The sequence below is a fragment of the Pseudohalioglobus sediminis genome, assembly GCF_008370495.1.
Taxonomy (GTDB): Bacteria; Pseudomonadota; Gammaproteobacteria; order Pseudomonadales; family Halieaceae; genus Halioglobus.
Genome location: NZ_VTUX01000005.1, coordinates 43,942 through 63,290, shown reverse-complemented (window position 1 = coordinate 63,290; position 19,349 = coordinate 43,942). Strand labels below are relative to the sequence as shown.

Here is a 19,349-nt window from a genome sequence, read left to right as displayed (position 1 = left end):
ACTGCATCGTCGCCGGAACTCTCGGACGAGAGTGTCGCCGAGGCAGAGCAGGGGGCAGACAACGAGCCCGAAGCAGCGGTCGCTGACCCGGGCGCAGCATCCGCGGCCGCGCCTGAGCAGCAAACTCCCGCCGAGAGCAGCGAGTCGCAGGCTGCGGACGCCGGCAGCGACAGTGTCGAACTGGGGGAATCTACGGTTGCCCCTGCCGGGGAAACCCTCGCCGTCGCTGCGGAACCTGAGCCTGAGAGCGATACCGGTCAGCCCCCACAGCTTGAACCCGCCACTGCGCCGGTCCCAGCTGCCGCCAGCGATGTAGAGGCTGACACAGGGACTGCGGCAACGTCACCGCAGCCGCAGCCGCAGCCGCAGCCGCAGCCGCAGGACAAGCCCGGTTTTCTCTCGCGACTGCGCCGTGGCCTGAGCCGAACCAGTGACAATCTGGTCCAGGGACTGGGCAACCTGTTCCTGGGGCGCAAGGAAATCGACGCGGAATTGCTGGAAGAGCTTGAGTCCAGGCTGTTGTTGGCAGATGTGGGCGTCGACGCCACGCTGGATATCATAGGCCGCCTCACGCAGCGGGTTTCGCGCAAGGAGCTGACCAACCCTGAGGCCTTGCAGGGTGCGCTGCAGGAAGAACTGCTTGCGCTTCTCAAACCCTGTGAACAGCCATTGGAAGTGAGTGGTCACAAACCCTACGTGATACTCATGGTGGGGGTAAATGGCGTTGGCAAGACCACGACCATCGGCAAGCTGGCAAAGCGATTGCAGGCGGATGGCCGCACGGTAATGCTGGCGGCGGGTGACACTTTCCGCGCTGCCGCCGTTGAGCAATTACAGGTCTGGGGCGAGCGGAACAACGTCCCCGTGGTGGCGCAGCATACCGGGGCGGATAGTGCCTCGGTGGTATACGATGCGCTGCAGGCCGCGCGCGCGCGCGAGGTGGATGTACTGATAGCTGACACGGCGGGCCGCCTGCACAACAAGGACAACCTTATGGAAGAATTGAAGAAGGTGGTCCGGGTCATGGGCAAGCTGGACGACAGTGCGCCACACGAGGTGATGCTGGTACTGGACGCGGGCACCGGCCAGAACGCGCTGGCACAGGCAGACCATTTCCGCCAGTGGGTGGGCGTTTCCGGTATCACCCTGACCAAGCTCGACGGCACCGCCAAGGGCGGTGTGATCTTCGCCATTGCCAAGAAACTGGGCTTGCCCATTCGCTTTATCGGGATTGGCGAATCCGCGGACGACTTGCGGCCATTTCAGGCCGAGCCGTTTATAGAAGCGCTCTTCGCCACGGATAAAGCGGCCGAATGATCAGCTTCCAGCGCGTCAGCAAACGCTACGCGGAGGGCCACGACGCCCTGCGTGAGGTCAGCTTTGATATTGCCAAGGATGACCTGGTCTTTCTCACCGGGCATTCGGGCGCCGGCAAGAGCACCCTGATGCGGCTGATAATGCTGATGGACCGGGCTACCCGCGGCAAGGTGTTGGTGGATGGCGTCGACCTGGCGACTGTGGGCAAACGCGGCATCCCGGGCCATCGCCGCAACATTGGTGTGGTGTTCCAGAACCACCAGCTGCTCTTTGATCGCCCCGTCTTTGACAACGTCGCCCTGCCGCTGGTTATCGGTGGCTATGACTACCGTGAAGTGGGGCGCCGGGTCCGTGCCGCACTCGACAAGGTCGGCCTGCTGAGCAAAGAACGCGCCATGCCGCTGACCCTGTCCGGCGGTGAGCAGCAGCGGGTGGGCATCGCCAGGGCCGTGGTGTGTCGCCCCAGGATACTGCTCGCTGACGAGCCCACCGGCAATCTCGACCCGGAACTTTCTGCGGAGATCATGCGCTTGTTCGAGGATTTCAACCAGGTAGGTGTGACGGTGCTGATTGCCAGCCACGATCTCGCCCTGATTTCGCGACTGCGCCACCGCATCCTGACACTCAAGGAAGGGCGGCTGGTGAATGGGGGTGTGGCATGACAGCTGCGCGACGCGAGGGGGCGCGACAGAGCCGGGCCAGCATCGCCAACCGCTACGACGCCTGGTTGCGCCACCACCGGCTGTCCGCCGCGGACAGCCTGCATCGCGTGTTGACCAACAAGCTGTCTACGCTGATGACGTTTATGGTGATAGGCATTGCCCTGGCGCTTCCCGTGGGCCTGAACGTGGCGCTCGATAATGCGCGCGAACTGAGTGCGGGATGGGAGAGCCCTTCCCAGATATCACTGTTCCTCGAGGAGCAATTATCTGCCGCCGAGGGCCAGGAACTGGCAGCGGCACTTGAGCAGCGCGATGATGTGGCAACGGTTGAGTTCGTGTCCCGACAGGACGCCCTGGCCGAGTTCAGCGCTCTGTCCGGGTTTGCTGACGTGCTGTCCAGCCTGGAGGACAATCCGCTCCCGGACCTGCTGTTAGTCTCCCCCGCCAGCGGCCTTGCCGAGGACGCGGTTGTTACGCTCAAGGGCGAACTGGCCGACCGTGAAGGGGTCGCGGAAGCCGTGCTGGACATGGAGTGGTTACAACGCCTCAACAGTATTATGGAGTTGAGCCAGCGCCTGGTGCTGGCTCTGGGCGTACTGCTGGTATTCGGTGTCGTGCTGATTCTGGGTAATACCATCAAGCTGGCGATTGAAAGCCGCCGGGAAGAAATCGTTATCGTCAAGCTGGTGGGGGGTAGCAATCCCTTTGTGCGTCGCCCCTTCCTTTACACCGGGCTCTGGTATGGATTCGGCGGCGGTCTGGTCGCAGCACTGCTGGTGAGTGCCTCCCTCTGGTACCTGGGCAAGCCGGTGGCACGACTCGCTGCACTCTACAGTAGTGATTTCTCACTGGACGGGCTCGGCGTCATGGGCGCGCTTAATCTGTTGGTGCTGGGCGGATTGCTTGGACTCGCCGGCGCCTGGCTTGCCGTGACGCGCCATCTTGCCGAAATCGAGCCGCGCTAACGCGCTACGGGGCCTGCTGCCGGGGCAGTACCGAATTAACGCAACATTTCCGTATGAAATTCTTGGCAGCGCAGCGGTCGACATTTATTATCTCCCCAAAATTCTATAACCGGGCGCGTTAATAGCTTTTTGGCATAAACCGCCCCCGTTTTTTTGCAGGAGTGTGCTGCTAGTGCGTTGGTTGTCATTGTTTCCCATGGTGCTCGCCGTATCGGCCTGCAAAGTTGCGGTTAACCCTCCTGAGGGGGGCCACGTTGAGTCTGTTTCCGGCGCTTACACCTGTACAGCGGAGCAGCCCTGCCTGATCGATGTTGTCGATACCTATTTCGAAGATGTGTTCCTGCCACGTGCTGAACAGGGCTACGCATTCGCTGGCTGGGAGGCGGGTGAAGACGCGCTTTGTGGTGGCTCCCACGATGACTGCCGCCTCAGCACCCGCGGGTTCGAAGCCAGCAGCGAGCTGATGCGCAGGTTGCAACGCGATGACACCTACCGCCTGGCGCCAACATTCCTGCCGCACCAGCGAGAGGCGTTCGACGGCCAGTGGTACGGCGAACTGCTCGGCAGCATCGCGTACCGGACTACTGAGCACGAGGCCGTCCAGATTTCAGTGCTCGGTAGTGAAATCCGCATCGTAGAGCAGCGTTTTTCAGAGCGCGTGGTCTGTGAGTACAGCGGTCAGTTCGCGGTCAGTGACGCCTCCGCGATGCGCGCCAGGGAAGCTTTTACGGGCGACTACGCCTGTACCGGGGGCAGCGTCAGCAACGGTCAATTCGCAGGCTTTATCTATGCCGTGACGGATCACCAGATCGCCATCGAGATGGAGGTAAATCCGGAGGAGGGCGAGCGGCGCGAAACGGTATCCGTGCTGCATCGCGACGAATTCAGGCTGGAGGATGCGGTCGCGCGGGCAGCAGAGCTGCCGGGCAGGGAGTTCACCGAGGAGGACCTCGGTAGCTACGAGGCCAACCAGGTCATGGGCGGCCCGAAATGTGCGGCATTTCCCGCCGAGGACAGCCACGCCGAATTTGCTATCACCGGCCCCTTGAACGACCTCACCATCAGCACCCGAGTGCTGGGCAGTGAAGACTGCCTCTTTGAGCAAAATGACCATTCGCGCCTGTTTGGCAGCTATACCTGCAGCAACGGCGATCAGGGTCTCTGGGAGTCAGAGGGCATCAGGGTCCACAAAACCCCGCAGGGCGAGCTGGTCAGCATGGAGCTGACCCGATTCGGGCACTTCTGTTCGGTTCTGCACCTCGCCGGCTGGCGCAGCGGCACGTATAATCCTTAAGCACGGCCATAACTATTTGTTTTCAATGCAGAAAAGGGGTCTATTCAGGGGTCTCGAGGGAACTTTCCCGAAATTAGCACTCTAATATAAGGAGTGCTAATATTGCGGGATGAATGGAGAAACCAAGATGACTAAAAGCTTACAACCTGTAGACCAGATGGTACCGGGAGCCAATCTCGCAGCCTACGTTCAGGCGGTGAGCAGCATCCCGATACTGAGCCCGGAACGCGAACGTGAGCTGGCCGAGGACCTGTACTACAACGGCAACCTGGACGCGGCCCGCGAACTGGTCATGTCGCACCTGCGTTTTGTGGTGCACATCGCGCGCAGCTATTCCGGTTACGGTTTGGCTGAGGGTGACCTGATCCAGGAAGGTAATGTTGGCCTGATGAAGGCCGTGAAGCGTTTTGACCCCGAAAAAGGGGTGCGTCTGGTGTCTTTCGCAGTGCACTGGATCAAGGCGGAGATGCACGAGTTCATCCTGCGCAACTGGCGTATCGTCAAGGTGGCGACAACCAAGGCCCAGCGCAAGTTGTTCTTCAACCTGCGCAGCCAGAAAAAGAGCCTGTCATGGTTGAGCGCAGACGAGGCGCAGGCTGTGGCCGATGATCTCGGCGTTGATGTCAAGGAAGTGCAACGCATGGAAGGTCGGCTGACCAGTCGCGATGTGGCTTACGACCTGCCGGTAGACGGCGATGATGATGAGGGCTGGCACGCGCCCCAGTACTACCTCGAGGACGGCAACGCCGACCCCGCTGTAGAGGTAGAAGAGGGCGACTGGCAGGCCAATTCTGAAGCGCGCCTGCACCAGGCCCTCGCTGGCCTGGATGAGCGCAGCCGCGATATTCTCGCCCAGCGTTGGCTCGCAGAAGAGAAAGCCACTCTGCACGAGCTTGCTGACCGGTACGGTGTTTCCGCTGAGCGAATTCGCCAGCTGGAGGCAAATGCGATGAAAAAGCTGAAGGCGGCCATAGCCGCCTGAGCGCAGGCACAGCTCGTTCCCGCAGGGTCCAGACGAATCCAATAGCCCACCCCGCACACCAGCGCGGTGGGTTTTTTTTGTTCAGGGGTGATTGCCCCGATCACTGACGACTGGGTTACACTTCTCTCATGGCCAAGCTGTTCATCACACTTGCATCACTCAGCGGCATGTTCGCTGTGGCTTTTGGTGCCTTTGGCGCGCATGCCCTGCGCGGCAAACTCGACGATTACCTGACCGGGGTTTTTGAAACGGCGGTTCAGTATCACTTTTACCACTCCCTGGCCCTGCTGGCGGTGGGCATTATTGCACTCAGCCAGCCGCAAACGGTGATGTTGAAAAGCGCCGGCTGGTTGTTTTTTATGGGCATCCTGATCTTCTCTGGCAGCCTGTATCTGCTCGCCCTCACCGATACCAGGTGGTTGGGTGCGGTGACACCGATAGGCGGTCTCTCCTTCATCGCCGGTTGGGCCTGTCTGGCTGCCGTGGGCTGGAAACTGCTGGCCTGAGATGGTGAACAGCGAGAAACATCGTCCTATACGCAGCTATGTGCTGCGTACCGGCCGCATGACGCCGGGCCAGCAGCGTGCCTTTGAGCAGAACTGGTCCCGCTGGGGTCTCGAGCACGCATCCGGTCCGCTGGATTTCGATGCGGTGTTTGGCCGGCCTGGGCCGCGCGTGCTGGAAATCGGTTTTGGTATGGGGCAGTCCCTGGTGGCGATGGCCAGGGCCGCTCCGGACACCAACTTTGTGGGCATCGAAGTGCACAAGCCGGGTGTGGGCAGGCTGTTGCACGCCATGGCGGAAGAAAATGTCAGCAATATTCGTGTTTACTGCCACGACGCCGTGGAGGTGCTGCGCGATTGCATAGCGGAGTCGTCACTGGATACGGTGCAGATCTTCTTCCCCGATCCCTGGCACAAGAAGCGGCACCACAAGCGGCGGCTGATCCAGCCACAATTCGTCGAGGCGCTGCGCTCGAGGCTCAAACCGGGCGGTACGCTGCACCTGGCGACTGACTGGGAAAATTACGCCGAGCAGATGATGGAAGTGCTATCCGCGGCTGAGGGTTACACCAATACCTGCGCCCCGGGCGAATACGCGCCGCGCCCGGCACACCGTCCGCTGACCAAGTTTGAAGCGCGCGGTGAGCGTCTTGGGCATGGCGTCTGGGATCTCGTATTTGTGAGGTCAACACAGTCCTGAAGTGCCGGCGCAGGCTGCTTGAAGCGGAGCTCAGCTGATGAACTCGGCTATGACCGTGTCGAGAAACCGGCGGCCGAGATCGCTGGCCTGTATGTGCCTGCCCTGCTGCAGCAGCAGCCCTTTCCCTGCCAGTATTGACAGCTTTTGCTCGATCACATCGGGTTGCAGACCTGTCATCGAGGTGAATGTATCGAGGGTGAAACCCCGGTTCAGGCGCAGGGCAAACATCATGAACTCTTCTATTATCTCGCCGGGCGCCAGTGTGCGCTGCTGCGCGGTGTATTGCTGCCCGGAGAGGTAGTCTGCGGGTGCCCGGGTTTTGGCATAGCGGGTAATGCGGCCGGCGGCATCCGTGATCTTGCCATGTGCACCGGCGCCAATCGCGAGATAGTCACCGAAGGACCAGTAGTTCAGGTTATGTCGGCACTCCATGCCGGGCCGGCTGTAAGCGGAGATTTCATATTGCAGGTACCCGCTTGCAGCCAGCAGTTCTTCCCCCCTGTCCTGGATGTCGCCCAGGGCGTCTTCCACAGGCAGCGACGGCGGTCGCGTGTAGAACACGGTATTGGGCTCTATTGTGAGCTGGTACCAGGACAGGTGCGCGGGCTGCATGTCGATGGCCGTGGCGAGGTCTGCCATGGCGTCGTCCGGGCTTTGCCCGGGCAGGCCGTGCATCAGGTCGAGATTGAAATTGTCGAAGCCTGCTGCAATGGCAAGGTCGATTGCGGCGCGCGCCTGGGCGCCGGAATGTACGCGTCCCAGGGCCTGTAGTTTCTCTTCCTGGAAGCTCTGCACCCCCAGGGAGAGGCGATTGATCCCCGCCTGCCGGTAGCCCTTGAAGCGGGCGGCCTCGGCACTGCCGGGATTGGCCTCCATGGTAGCCTCAAGCCTGTCAGCAAGGCTGAGCTTGCCGGCGACAGCATCCATGAGCCGGGCAATGGCGTCGGCGCTGAACAGGCTGGGGGTTCCGCCGCCAATGAACAGGGTCTGCACAGTGCGGCCGGCGGCCAGGTGAAGATCTCTTTCCAGGTCGGCAAGCAGTGCCTCGATGTATTGCGCTTCGGGGATGCGGCTGGCTTCGTGCGAATTAAAGTCGCAGTAGGGGCACTTGCGTTCGCACCAGGGCAGATGAACGTACAGGCTGAGTGGCGGGAGCGGCATGTGTTCAGCGGCTGTGTGTCAGCGCCTCCAGTAACCTGGCGCTGGCGTGTGCCCGGTGGCTTATCCGGTTCTTCACGGCGGCATCCAGTTGCGCAGCACTGCACTGTTGCTCGGGCACATAAAACAGGGGGTCATAGCCAAAACCCTGGTCGCCCTGCGGGGCCTCAAGAATGCGACCCTCCCAGCTGCCGGCGCAGACGATCGGCATTGGGTCCAGCTCATGGCGCATATAGACCAGGACGCACCTGAAACGCGCAGTTCGCTCTGGTTGGGGTACATTCTGCAACTCGCGCAGCAGTTTCTGGTTGTTGCCCGCATCGCCGCTGCCAGAATAGCGGGCCGAGTGAATACCGGGGGCACCTTTCAGGTAGTCCACCTCGAGACCGGAATCGTCGGCAATCGCCGGCAGCCCCGTATGCCGGCAGGCTGCCCGCGCCTTGATGATGGCGTTCTCCACAAAACTCAGGCCGTCCTCGGGAACCTCCGGCACCGCGTACTGGGCCTGTGAGTGCAGCTGCAGGCCCAGTGGCGCGAGAATCCGCTCGAGCTCTCGTAACTTGCCTGCGTTGCCACTGGCCAGTACCACCACCTGCTCGCTCATCGTGTTCAGTCCTTGTACATCTGGTGTTTGAGCCTGAAGGTATAGGTCTCATCAGCGCCCTCAGGGCGGAAGTGCACCTCGAAATGGCGCCACTCCTTGTCCAGGAACTCGACCTCGGCAATATAGTAGATGGCCGGGCCTTCACGCACTTCCTGGAATGCCAGCTGGTCTGTTTTCTGGATCAGGTCCCAACTGCGGCCCTTGAGCTGCATGGGGCGCGCCACGGTGTTGCCGTCGGCAACATGCTCTCGCACTGCGAGGTTGAGTATGGCGCGCTTTTCACCGCGCACCAGGTTGTAGGTGGCGGCAACCTCGGGCTCGATGAATGTGGTATTGACCACACTGTAGTGCAATTCATAGGGCCCAAACATTTCCGACTGCTGGGCAATGGCGGGGTGGGCCTGCCACAGCGCAGCCAGGAGCAGGGTAATCGCAGCGTTCTTCATTTTTGCCTCAACGTGTGATGTGGTAGATGGCCGTGGTCGCGAACAGGTTGGGCCAGGTCGTGGCAAGCAAGGGTTCCCTGTCGGTATTGCCGACAAAATCCCGGGCCAGGATACGGATATTGCGTTCGCTGCACAGCGCTTCAAAGTCGCGTACCGTACAGAAGTGAATGTTCGGCGTGTCATACCAACTGTGCGGCATAAACTTCGACACCGGCATACGACCGCGAGTTCCGAGATAGAGCCGGCATCGCCAGTGGCCAAAATTCGGGAATGTCACGATGCACTGGCGCCCGATCCGCAACATTTCCTCAAGTACCTTGTCCGGATAGTGCACTGCCTGCAGCGCGTGAGCCATTACTACCGTGTCAAAACTCTGGTCGCGAAAATTGGCGAGGCCCCCATCCATGTTCTGCTCAATGATGTTGAGCCCCCGGGCTATAGCAGCATTGATATTGTCTTCATCAATTTCAATGCCTGTGCCGCGCACCGACCGTTCCCGCTGCAGCGTTTCAAGGAACTCGCCGCTGCCGCAGCCGAGGTCCAGCACGCGGGAGCCGGGCTCGATCCAGCGCTGGATATGCGTGAGGTCCAGTCGCATCAGTCGTCACCTCCAACACGTTGCATATAGGCCGAGAATGTCCTGAGGTAACGCGGAATCGGCATCAGGAAGGCATCATGACCCTCGTCCGCTTCAATTTCGGCATAGGTGACCGGGCGATCGGCGGCGATCAATGCGTCTACTATCTCCTGGGAACGTGTCGGTGAAAAGCGCCAGTCAGTCGAAAATGAAATCACCAGAAAGCTGCAGCGGGCATGGCTGAAAGCCTTTACCGGATCGTTGTCATATTCCCGTGCGAGATCGAAATAGTCCAGCGCACGTGTCATCAGCACATAGGTATTGGCATCGAACTGCGAAGAGAACTGGCTGCCCTGGTAGCGGAGGTAGCTCTGTACCTGGAACTCGATGTCGTCCTCGTTGCCCATCTCGAGGCTGCCGGCCCGCAGTTCGCGCCCGAACTTGTTGGCCATGGCTTCATCTGACAGATAGGTAACGTGGCCCACCATGCGGGCGAGCGCCAGTCCCCGTGCGGGAATCTCGTCACGATAAATGTAATTGCCGTCGTCGAAGACCGGGTCCGAAAAAATTGCCTGGCGGGCCAGTTCGTTGAAAGCGAGGTTCTGCGCGCTCAGTTTCATCGCCGCGGCAATGACCACGCAATGTTTCAGCCGGTCCGGGTATTCCAGTGACCAGCGCATGGCCTGCATGCCGCCAAGGCTGCCGCCAATTACGGCGGCCCAGCAATCGATACCGAGGTAGTCTGCTAACCGTGCCTGGCTGTGGACCCAGTCCCGGGCGCGCAGCGGCGGAAAATCAGGGCCCCAGGGCTTGCCTGTTTCTGGATTAATAGACGTGGGGCCGGTAGAGCCATGGCAGCCGCCGATGTTGTTCAGGCTGACAACGAAGAAACGCCGGGTATCAATCGGTTTGCCCGGGCCGATGCACTCGTCCCACCAGCCAGGTTTACGCTCGTCCTCGTGGTGATAGCCGGCGGCGTGATGGTGACCGGACAGGGCGTGGCAGATCAGAATCGCGTTGCTGCGTTGTGGATTGAGTTCGCCGTAGGTTTCGTAAACCAGTTCCACATCCGGCAGTTCGCGCCCGCAAGCCAGCAGTAAAGGCTGGTCGAAACGTACCGTTCGGGGCGTAACGATGCCTACCGAACCGCTGTCCAGGGTAGTCGTCACAGGCCTATCACAAGCGCCGGGTGCAGTCCGACGCCCGTTGCCATGTGACGCAGCGCGATCTGCAATACGTTAATAAGTATGAAAACAAGGATCGGAGAAAAATCCATTCCCCCCATGGGCGGCAACAGTTTGCGAAACGGCGCCATGACCGGCTCGGTAATCTGGTACAACAGGTGCACGGCCGGATTACCCGAACCGGGCGCTATCCAGCTGAGGATGATCGTCGCCAGCAGCGCGAAAAAGTAGATATTCACCAGCAGGCCCACCACTCCTAGCGCAGCCCAGAGTAGCAGCAGGCCGATATTCGGCATGCCCAGCCCGTAAAGGGCCATGAGCACCACAATAGCCACTGCCTGCAACAGCAACGTCAGCAGCAGTGATGCCAGGTCAATACCCCCGAAACCCGGAATGATCCGGCGCAGTGGTATTACCAGTGGATTGGTGACTTTGACCAGGAACTGGCTGATAGGGTTGTAGAAGTCAGCACGCACCACCTGCAGCAGAAACCGCAAGAGCATGGCGATCATGTACAGCGTGAGTGCGGTCTGTATCAGGTAGATAAAAATTTCGTTCACTGCGCCCATCGGTACTATCCCATCTCCTTGGCCATTGCGCGGGCGCGATCTGCGGCTGCCTGCATGGCACTGCCAACCAGGTCTCGCAACCCGCTGCTTTCGAAACTTTCCACCGCAGCCTGGGTCGTTCCCCCCGGGCTGGTCACCCTTCGCCGCAACTCTGCGAGGTCCACCTCATTCTCCAGTGCCATGCGTGAGGCGCCCAGGCAGGTCTGCAGGGTTAACCGCGTCGCCGTGTCCCGCGGCAGGCCCTGTTCAACGGCGGCGTCGATCATTGCTTCCATGAACAGGAAAAAATAAGCGGGCCCGCTGCCGGACAGTGCCGTTACCGGGTCCAGATCGGCCTCGCTCTCCACCCATTCGGTGATACCCACGGCGTCAAGAATTGACGCGGCCCATTCCTGTTGCTGCGCGCTCACCTGTGCGCTGGCATACAGTGCGCTGGCGCCGCAGCCCAGCAAGGCGGGCGTGTTGGGCATGCAGCGAACAATGGCCGTGGTTTCTCCCAGCCAGCCCTGCATACTCTCTAGCGTGATACCCGCGGCGATGGATATTACCAGTGTATTGCCGTTCGCCAGTGCCGGTGCAATGTCGGCGCACACGGTAGCCATGACCTGGGGTTTGACCGCCAGGATAACAACGTCAGCCCCGGCGACGGCTTCATTGTTGTCGCCGCAGGCAATGACTGGCGCTGTGGCGGACAGCCGTTGCAGGGTTTCGGCATGGGGATCTGCGGCGCGTATACGCTGTGCCGGATGGCCGGCGTCGACCAGGCCGCCAATAATACTGGCGGCCATGTTGCCAGCGCCGACAAATGCTATAACAGGTGTGCTCAATACGGTGTTCCCCGGTTCTCTTGCGGTGTCACCTGTGAGGCGCCCATCCGCGGTTACATCGGCCATTCGTGCCGCAGAGCGCGGCCGGCCAGGCTCAGCCACCAAACATGGCAGTATAGCGCTACAGCGTGGCCAAGATCACCCTCGCCGGGGGCCGAAGATAGCCGTGCCGATGCGCACCAGCGTGGAGCCCTCAGCGATGGCCGCTTCCAGGTCCCGGGACATGCCCATTGACAAGGTATCCATTTGCGGGTGGTGGCGGCGCAGTGACTCAAACTCCCTGCGCAGCCCGGCAAATGCCTCTCGCTGTGCGGCCACATCGTCGGTTGCGGCGGGAATGGCCATCAGCCCGCGGAGCGTGAGGCGCGGCAGTGACGCTACCGCAGCCGCCAAATCCGACGCCGCATCCGGAGCGACGCCCGACTTGCTGTGCTCACCCGATATATTGACCTGCATGCATACCTGCAGTGGCGCCAGTTCCTGCGGCCTCTGCTCACTCAGGCGCCGGGCTGTTTTTTCCCGCTCCACGCTGTGTACCCAGTGAAACTGTTCTGCAACAGCCCTTGTCTTGTTGGACTGCAGAGGACCGATGAAATGCCAGGTCAGGGGCAGGTCTGCAAGCGCCTCGATCTTGGCGCTGGCCTCCTGCACGTAGCTTTCACCAAAGTGACTCAGTCCACAGGCATAGGCCGCCCTGATGGCCGCCGCTGGCTGTGTTTTGCTCACTGCCAACAGCAAAATATCGCTTTCTGCCCGATCGTACTTTTGTGCACTCTGTCGTAGCCTAAGGCGGAGCTTTGCGATATGGTTTTCAAGCAAGGTGTCAGTCATGGCGCGGATATTAGCCGATTGTGGGCCTCCGTAGCCATACGATGAACTGCACGCAAGTAAAAACAACAATACGGCGGTTGGCCGTGGGGTCGGTGCCTCAAGGGAATCCTGCAGTCGCGGGACAGGCGCCCGGCCAGAGGGGAAACACAATATATGGATATCACAGAGCTGCTCGCGTTCAGCGCCAAACAGGGAGCGTCTGACCTTCATCTCTCAGCTGGACTGCCTCCCATGATCCGGGTGGACGGCGATATACGCCGTATTAATCTGCCGCCGATGGAGCACAAGCAGGTTCATGAGTTGATTTACGACATCATGAACGACAAACAACGCAAGGACTATGAAGAGTTCTTGGAGACGGACTTTTCCTTTGAAGTGCCTGGCGTTGCGCGTTTCAGGGTAAATGCTTTCAACCAGAACCGTGGCTCCGGCGCGGTATTCCGTACCATTCCTTCCAAGGTGCTCACCATGGAAGATCTGGGCATGGGGCAGGTGTTTCGCGATATTTCCATGATGCCCCGGGGCCTGGTGCTGGTAACCGGGCCAACGGGCTCGGGTAAGTCCACTACCCTCGCGGCGATGGTGGATTTTATTAATGACAACAAGTACGAGCACATCCTCACGATTGAGGACCCGATTGAATTCGTGCATGAATCCAAGAAGTGCCTGGTCAACCAGCGGGAAGTGCACAAGGATACGCTGGGATTTGCCGAGGCGCTGCGGTCCGCGCTGCGTGAAGACCCGGACATCATCCTCGTTGGTGAGATGCGCGACCTGGAGACGATCCGGCTGGCGCTGACCGCAGCGGAAACCGGTCACCTCGTGTTCGGCACGCTGCACACCACATCGGCGGCCAAGACCATTGACCGGGTTATCGACGTGTTCCCGGCCGCGGAAAAAGACATGGTGCGCTCGATGCTCTCGGAGTCACTGCAGGCCGTGATTTCGCAGACCCTGCTCAAGCGAGCGAGCGGGGGGCGGGTCGCGGCACATGAAATCATGCGCGGTACATCGGCGATCCGCAACCTGATTCGCGAAGACAAGGTGGCACAGATGTATTCCGCCATCCAGACGGGCCAGGCCATTGGCATGCAGACCATGGACCAGTGCCTGCATGAACTGGTAGACAAGCGCACCATTACCCGGGATGTGGCCCGGGAGAAGGCGCGTATGCCGGAGAATTTCTAACCCGGCATACACCGGGTGAATAATATGGGGGTGGTGGCATGAATATCGATGAGTTGTTGCAACGCGTGGTGGAAGAGGGGGCATCGGACGGATTCATTTCAGCCGGTGCCTGCCCCAGCATCAAGGTAGACGGTTCCCTGCACCCGGTTCGTCAGCAGCCTCTGAGTGCGGAAGAGGCGAGAGAGCTGGTGCTGTCCACGATGGATGAGGAACAGCAGTCCTACTTCATGAAGCACCACGAGTACAACTTTGCCATCGGCCGGGAGGGCCTCGGGCGCTTCCGTGTCAGCTGCTTTCAGCAGCGCGGCGAGTGCGGCCTGGTGTTGCGCCGCATCGTGACTGAAATACCGACCATCGACGAGCTGGGCCTGCCCCCGATCATCAAGGACCTGTCCATGACCAAGCGGGGCCTGGTCGTTTTCGTGGGCGCGACCGGTACCGGTAAGTCCACCTCCTTGGCCTCCATGGTCGGCTATCGCAACCAGAACAGTCGCGGGCATATCATCACCATCGAAGATCCCATTGAATACATGCACAATCACGGCAACTGTATTGTTACCCAGCGTGAAGTCGGTGTGGATACTGAATCTTTCGACGTGGCGTTGAAGAACACACTGCGCCAGGCGCCGGATGTGATTATGATCGGTGAGGTTCGCACCGCCGAAACCATGATGCAGGCGCTGACTTTTGCCGAGACCGGTCACTTGTGTCTCTGTACGCTGCACGCGAACAACGCCAACCAGGCGCTGGATCGTATCCAGAGTTTCTTCCCGCCAGAGCACCACGCCCAGGTGTGGATGGACCTCTCCCTCAACCTGAAATCGATGGTGGCGCAACAGCTGTTGCCGCGTAAGGATGGCAACGGACGCACACCCGTGGTGGAAGTGCTGTTGAACACGCCACTGGTGGCGGATTACATTCGCAAGGGCGAAGTACACCTGATCAAGGACCTTATGGCCAAGTCTACCGAGCTGGGCATGCAGACGCTGGACCAGTCGCTGACCAAGGCGTACAAGGAAGGCCTCATTACCAAGGAAGACGCCATCCGCTACGCCGACTCCGCCAACGATGTGCGCCTCGCGATCAAGATGTTCGAGCGCGGGCAATTTGGCGGTAACTCGGATGAGTTTTCCCTGTCCTTCGAAGACCGGGACGAGAGCGGGCAGTTCATGGGGCGCAGCTGAGGTCGGCCTCAGCTGGCCTGGGCCAACCAGGTCTCCAGGATCAGTTGCGCGGCGAGGCTGTCCACCGGGTCGCAATTGTAGTCACCCCTGTGGCCCCGCTCCCGGCTTATCGTCTTGGCCTCGAAGCTGCTCAAACGCTCATCCACCATGGTAACTTCCAGCCCCAGGCGGCCGTTGAGTCGGCGGGCGAATTTTCTGGCGCGCCGCGCCAGTTCGCTTTCGCTGCCGTCCATATTCAGCGGATCGCCCACTACCAGTAGCTGTGGCCCCCATTCCCTGATCAATTCTTCAACGTCGCGCCAGTTTGGAATGCCGTCTTTGGCCTTGATAATCGGCAGCGTCTGCGTAGTGCCCAGGAGGGTATTGCCCACCGCCACGCCAATCTGGCGCAGGCCAAAATCAAAGGCAATCACTGTGTGAACGGCTGAATTCAGGCGTGTCCCGCCTCGCCGGAGATAAGGTTCATATCGATCCCCAGCTGGGCGGCGGCGCGCGAGAGGCGCTGTGCCGTGGGGGTGTTGAAAATGATGTCGCTGTCAGCGGGCAGGGTCAGCCAGCTGTTTTCAGCCAGTTCCTGTTCCAGTTGCCCGGCGGACCAGCCCGCATAACCCAGTGCGATGAGATGCTCCTTTGGGCCGGTACCGTGGGCGATGGCGCGCAGTATGTCGCGGGATGTGGTCAGGGTAATTTCCCCTGTGACCTTCAGGCTTGCCTCCCACTTTTCGGCGCAACCACGGTGCAGTACGAAGCCGTGATCTATTTGTACCGGCCCACCGGCCATAACCGGGTGGTCAATGAAATCGTCGACGCAGTCGATCTGCAGGTGCTCGAAGATCTCGCAAACGGTCAAATCCAGTGGCTGGTTGATGACAATGCCCATGGCGCCGCTCTCGCCATGTTCGCAGATGTAGGTGATGCTATGGGAAAATATGCCTTCCGTCAGGTTCGGCATCGCCAGCAGGAAATGATCTCGCAAACTATCACTGCTACGTGCGGTAGTGGCGTGGATTTTACCTGGCATGCTTGCAGCAATGACCTCTCTTCGTACTTCGTATTGCTCGAATGGCAGGACTCTGCCCGGGTTCAATTGGAGCCTAGCTCATTCTCCTGAAATTGCCACGTGCGAATGATCTCCAGCTTGTCGGTGGTGGCGGCCAGCTCCGGCGGGAACGGGGAGTAGGGCGCCCCCATGCGCACGATCTTGATAGCGGCCTCATCCAGTACCGCATAACCGGAGGATTTGAGCACCTGTATGTCTTCAAGGCTGCCGTCCTTGCGGATCACGACCAGCAGTCGCAAGTCACCATAGAGCCCGTAGCGCACAGACGCCTCCGGGTAGTACTTGTTGCCCACCGCCTCGAGGCGGCGGCGCCAGTCCAGCAGGTAGGCGGCGTCGGCTGCCTGCTTGGCCGATGTGGACGTCAGGCGACGCACCCTGGGTCGCTTGGAATACGCCTGCGTCTGCTCGTGCAGTTCCGCTTCAAGCGAAGCCAGTTGCTGGTTGAGCCGATCTATTTCCGGGTTGATACCCGGCGCGGGATTCTCCCGTGATGCCTCGCGGGCCTGTTCCAGGCTTACCAGGCGCTGGGCGGCCGCCACGGTAGAGAGTAGCTCGCTGTCAGCGCGCGTATTGGCCTCCCGCTGAGCGGGAGCTGCCTGTTGCGGTACTTCGGCCTGCATGGGCAGCTCATTGTTGCGCGATGTCACCGCGTCGAACTCCGCCTGCTGCCCGCTGCCTTCCTGGTTGCTCTGGGCAATTCGCTGCGCGTCGTCGGGAGCGGCCTGGCTCGGCCGCATAGCCAGGGTCACCTCGATCTGGGGGCTGTGGTGTGGCGTGCCCTGGCCTGTGAACGATACGCCAAAGGCGAGCAGAACGTGGGCCGCGGCAGCCGCCAGCACCGCGTTCCGCATTCGCTTGTGATCACCCTGGGGGTTTTCGAGGTAGTACATGCCGCGACTGGGGTCAGCGCTTTTGCGCCAGTTTCTCAGCGATGCAGTCCATCAGCTCACCGGCGATATCGGTATCGTACCCTGCGTCTATCTCGCGGATGCAGGTCGGGCTGGTCACGTTGATCTCGGTGAGGTAGTCGCCGATCACGTCGAGCCCGGCGAACAGAATGCCGTGCTCGCGCAGGAACGGTGCGACCTGTTCCACGATAAAGCGATCCCGGTCGGTGAGCGGCTGCGGTCGACCGGAGCCACCCGCGGCCAGGTTGCCGCGGGATTCACCTGCCAGTGGCACCCTGGCCAGGCAGTAGGGTACGGCCTCACCGTCAATGACCAGGATGCGCTTGTCGCCGTCGACAATCTCGGGGATATAACGCTGCGCCATGATCGTGCGTGAACCGTGCTCGGTCAGGGTTTCGAGGATTACGCTGAGGTTGGCATCGTCCGCCTTGACGCGGAAAATCGCGCTGCCCCCCATCCCGTCCAGCGGCTTGTAAATCACATCGTCGTGCTTGCCGTGGAAATCCCGCAGGCGCTGCATGTCGCGGCTCACCAGCAGCGGCGGGCAACATTGCGGGAACTGTGTGGCGAACAGTTTCTCGTTGTTGTCGCGCAGGCCCTGGCAGCGGTTTACCACCAGGGTGCCTTGTCGCTCGGCGTACTCCAGCAGGTGCGTGGTGTACAGAAACTCGTTGTCAAAGGGCGGATCCTTGCGCATCAGGATCACATCCAGGTCAGCCAGCGGCCGATCTTCGGCCGGCTTCATTTCGTACCAGGCTTCCGGGTCGCGAAAAACCGTGGTGGGCGCCATGCTCGCGCGTGCTTCACCGGCCTGGAGGTAGAGGTCTTTCTGCTCCATATAATAGATATGCCAGTCCCGCGCCTGCGCTGCCCACAGCATGGCCAGGGTGGTGTCTTTCTTGTAATTGATGTCGGCAATGGGATCCATTACCACACCGAGCTTGATTGTCATCGCGGACTCCGCATATTCAGTGATTGGTTACGTTACGCAAAGGGTAATACCTGCGCAAGCGACGGCGAGGTCGAATTGCACTAAAATAGTCGCCTTTCACCGGCGGCATCGGAGTAGCGCACTGTGAGTGGTATGTATTTTTTCCTTGGCCTGGTCTCATTCGCCTGCACCTGCACCGCGTTGGTACAGGCCAGAAGGCTGTACTGGGCAGCGCCGCTGTACTTTTTTGCGGCCTGGCTGTCTGGCGAACTGGCCATGATTCACCTGCTCTGGCAGGTGGCCCTGACCGCGGCGCTGGCGTTTTTCGGTGTGTTGGATGACCGCCTCGCCCAGGCCGGCCTGGGCCTGTTTGCGTTGTCCTGGATGGGCCTGGTATACCTCCACATACAGGCCATGGACACGCAGCGCATACTGCGCCGGGCCTTGCGCCGTGGACTGGGCATTGACTACCGCTGCACCCTCAGCAGCGAGCGACAGCGGGTGCTGGAGGACGGCGTGCGCGCGTCCAGCTGGATGAAGCCGTTTTCCATGTACCGGGACGGTGTCCGGGTGCACTCGCATATCTCCTATGCAGACGGCGGTAAGCGCAACCTGCTGGATATCTATCACCCCCAGGAGCCTCGCGAGGGGGGCTTCCCGGTGCTGTTGCAGGTGCATGGCGGCGGCTGGATGATTGGCGAGAAGGAACAGCAGGCGAAACCGCTTATGTACCACCTCGCCCAGCGCGGCTGGCTCTGTGTGGCGATCAACTACCGCTTGAGTCCGCTGGCTGCGTTCCCGGCGCATATCATCGACGTCAAAAAGTCGATTGCCTGGATCCGTGAGAATATCAGTCAGTATGGCGGTAACCCTGACTTTATCGCCATCACCGGCGGTTCCGCCGGTGGCCATCTCAGTTCGCTGGCGGCTTTGACCCCAAATCACGCCGACTTCCAGCCCGGCTTCGAGGACGCCGATACAGCAGTGCAGGCCGCCGTGCCCTTCTACGGCGTTTATGACCTGCTCGACCGCTATGAAATCCGGCCGGAGATGTCGATGGAAAAAATGCTCTCCGACCGGGTGATGCAGTGCACGCGTGAACAGAACCCCGAGCTCTGGGAAAGCAGCTCTCCGTTGGCACATGTGCACGAGGACTCGCCACCCATGTTCGTCATCCACGGCACTCACGACACCCTGGTATGGGTAGAAGAGGCGCGCACGTTTGTCTCCGCCTTGCAGAAAGTCGCAAAAGAGCCGGTGGTTTATGGCGAGCTTCCCGGCGCCCAGCACGCTTTCGAGGTGTTCCACTCAGTACGCACGGATCATACCGTCAACGCGGTAACCGATTTCCTCGAGTGGACACATGCGCGCTGGCTGGCAGGCAGGGCCTGAAGGCGGGACGACCGGGGCTGGGAAGAGCGCTCACGCGATCCGGATGGGTGCTACAGGCGATAGCTAG

General features: G+C 60.6%; 22 protein-coding genes. 10 read left to right on the top strand and 12 right to left on the bottom strand.

Translation table 11 applies throughout. The features are described from left to right. The first annotated feature begins 180 nt into the window (after window positions 1-180). The 7 genes from ftsY to trmB all read left to right on the top strand — a co-directional run bounded on the left by ftsY (window position 181) and on the right by trmB (window position 6,423). On the top strand, window positions 181-1,317 hold the full coding sequence (gene ftsY, locus F0M18_RS11540; protein ID WP_262500937.1) for a signal recognition particle-docking protein FtsY: 1,137 nt from the start codon (window positions 181-183) through the stop codon (window positions 1,315-1,317). Beyond that, on the top strand, window positions 1,314-1,979 hold the full coding sequence (ftsE, locus tag F0M18_RS11535; RefSeq protein WP_149611597.1) for a cell division ATP-binding protein FtsE: 666 nt from the start codon (window positions 1,314-1,316) through the stop codon (window positions 1,977-1,979). Before ftsY ends, ftsE begins: the two co-directional genes overlap by 4 nt. After that, the gene (gene ftsX, locus F0M18_RS11530) at window positions 1,976-2,944 is read left to right on the top strand and encodes a permease-like cell division protein FtsX (protein WP_149611596.1); all 969 of its coding nucleotides are present in this window, start codon (window positions 1,976-1,978) and stop codon (window positions 2,942-2,944) included. Before ftsE ends, ftsX begins: the two co-directional genes overlap by 4 nt. Window positions 2,945-3,116: 172 nt before the next feature. After that, a complete protein-coding gene (locus F0M18_RS11525) occupies window positions 3,117-4,238 on the top strand; it encodes a hypothetical protein (RefSeq protein WP_149611595.1) in 1,122 nt (373 codons plus the stop codon). A gap of 127 nt (window positions 4,239-4,365) precedes the next feature. Next, on the top strand, window positions 4,366-5,220 hold the full coding sequence (gene rpoH / locus F0M18_RS11520; RefSeq protein ID WP_149611594.1) for an RNA polymerase sigma factor RpoH: 855 nt from the start codon (window positions 4,366-4,368) through the stop codon (window positions 5,218-5,220). Between the two features lie 128 nt (window positions 5,221-5,348). Beyond that, window positions 5,349-5,726, top strand: a complete 378-nt coding sequence (locus tag F0M18_RS11515; RefSeq protein WP_149611593.1) for a DUF423 domain-containing protein — start codon at window positions 5,349-5,351, stop codon at window positions 5,724-5,726. Between the two features lies 1 nt (window position 5,727). Next, a complete protein-coding gene (gene trmB, locus F0M18_RS11510) occupies window positions 5,728-6,423 on the top strand; it encodes a tRNA (guanosine(46)-N7)-methyltransferase TrmB (protein WP_149611592.1) in 696 nt (231 codons plus the stop codon). A 30-nt stretch (window positions 6,424-6,453) separates the two neighbouring features. Here trmB and hemW read toward each other — a convergent pair whose 3' ends face one another. From hemW to F0M18_RS11470, 8 genes are all read right to left on the bottom strand, one after another. After that, window positions 6,454-7,584, bottom strand: a complete 1,131-nt coding sequence (gene hemW / locus F0M18_RS11505; protein ID WP_149611591.1) for a radical SAM family heme chaperone HemW — start codon at window positions 7,582-7,584, stop codon at window positions 6,454-6,456. A gap of 4 nt (window positions 7,585-7,588) precedes the next feature. Beyond that, complete coding sequence (rdgB, locus tag F0M18_RS11500) at window positions 7,589-8,185, bottom strand: RdgB/HAM1 family non-canonical purine NTP pyrophosphatase (protein WP_149611590.1); 597 nt, start codon at window positions 8,183-8,185, stop codon at window positions 7,589-7,591. Window positions 8,186-8,190: 5 nt separating this feature from the next. Continuing rightward, entirely contained in the window at window positions 8,191-8,631 is a 441-nt protein-coding gene (locus F0M18_RS11495; RefSeq protein ID WP_149611589.1) for a DUF4426 domain-containing protein, read from the bottom strand. A 7-nt stretch (window positions 8,632-8,638) separates the two neighbouring features. After that, window positions 8,639-9,229, bottom strand: coding sequence for a methionine biosynthesis protein MetW (metW, locus tag F0M18_RS11490; RefSeq protein ID WP_149611588.1), 591 nt, complete (start codon window positions 9,227-9,229; stop codon window positions 8,639-8,641). Beyond that, on the bottom strand, window positions 9,229-10,377 hold the full coding sequence (gene metX, locus F0M18_RS11485; RefSeq protein WP_149611587.1) for a homoserine O-succinyltransferase MetX: 1,149 nt from the start codon (window positions 10,375-10,377) through the stop codon (window positions 9,229-9,231). Before metX ends, metW begins: the two co-directional genes overlap by 1 nt. Beyond that, window positions 10,374-10,961 carry a YggT family protein gene (locus tag F0M18_RS11480; RefSeq protein WP_149611586.1) on the bottom strand — a complete coding sequence of 196 codons (588 nt, stop codon included), beginning with the start codon at window positions 10,959-10,961 and terminating at the stop codon, window positions 10,374-10,376. Before F0M18_RS11480 ends, metX begins: the two co-directional genes overlap by 4 nt. 5 nt (window positions 10,962-10,966) lie before the next feature. Continuing rightward, window positions 10,967-11,788 (bottom strand): pyrroline-5-carboxylate reductase, encoded by an 822-nt coding sequence (proC, locus tag F0M18_RS11475; RefSeq protein WP_149611585.1) that lies wholly within the window; start codon window positions 11,786-11,788, stop codon window positions 10,967-10,969. A 138-nt stretch (window positions 11,789-11,926) separates the two neighbouring features. Then, on the bottom strand, window positions 11,927-12,619 hold the full coding sequence (locus tag F0M18_RS11470) for a YggS family pyridoxal phosphate-dependent enzyme (protein ID WP_149611584.1): 693 nt from the start codon (window positions 12,617-12,619) through the stop codon (window positions 11,927-11,929). 153 nt (window positions 12,620-12,772) lie between these two features. On the opposite strand from F0M18_RS11470, the gene F0M18_RS11465 reads away from it, so the two are divergent. Next, window positions 12,773-13,807: a type IV pilus twitching motility protein PilT gene (locus F0M18_RS11465; RefSeq protein ID WP_149611583.1), complete on the top strand. Its 1,035-nt coding sequence runs from the start codon at window positions 12,773-12,775 to the stop codon at window positions 13,805-13,807. A 38-nt stretch (window positions 13,808-13,845) separates the two neighbouring features. After that, window positions 13,846-14,991, top strand: a complete 1,146-nt coding sequence (locus F0M18_RS11460) for a PilT/PilU family type 4a pilus ATPase (RefSeq protein ID WP_149611582.1) — start codon at window positions 13,846-13,848, stop codon at window positions 14,989-14,991. 8 nt (window positions 14,992-14,999) lie between these two features. Here F0M18_RS11460 and ruvX read toward each other — a convergent pair whose 3' ends face one another. The 4 genes from ruvX to gshB form a co-directional block, all read right to left on the bottom strand. Continuing rightward, window positions 15,000-15,404 carry a Holliday junction resolvase RuvX gene (gene ruvX / locus F0M18_RS11455; protein WP_262500925.1) on the bottom strand — a complete coding sequence of 135 codons (405 nt, stop codon included), beginning with the start codon at window positions 15,402-15,404 and terminating at the stop codon, window positions 15,000-15,002. Window positions 15,405-15,421: 17 nt separating this feature from the next. Beyond that, a complete protein-coding gene (locus F0M18_RS11450; RefSeq protein ID WP_149611580.1) occupies window positions 15,422-16,012 on the bottom strand; it encodes a YqgE/AlgH family protein in 591 nt (196 codons plus the stop codon). Between the two features lie 62 nt (window positions 16,013-16,074). Continuing rightward, window positions 16,075-16,941, bottom strand: a complete 867-nt coding sequence (locus tag F0M18_RS11445; RefSeq protein ID WP_149611579.1) for an energy transducer TonB — start codon at window positions 16,939-16,941, stop codon at window positions 16,075-16,077. Between the two features lie 13 nt (window positions 16,942-16,954). Continuing rightward, the gene (gshB, locus tag F0M18_RS11440; RefSeq protein WP_149611578.1) at window positions 16,955-17,911 is read right to left on the bottom strand and encodes a glutathione synthase; all 957 of its coding nucleotides are present in this window, start codon (window positions 17,909-17,911) and stop codon (window positions 16,955-16,957) included. A gap of 132 nt (window positions 17,912-18,043) precedes the next feature. Here gshB and F0M18_RS11435 point away from each other — a divergent pair, with 132 nt between their 5' ends. Beyond that, window positions 18,044-19,282, top strand: coding sequence for an alpha/beta hydrolase (locus F0M18_RS11435; protein WP_262500936.1), 1,239 nt, complete (start codon window positions 18,044-18,046; stop codon window positions 19,280-19,282). Window positions 19,283-19,349 lie beyond the last annotated feature (67 nt).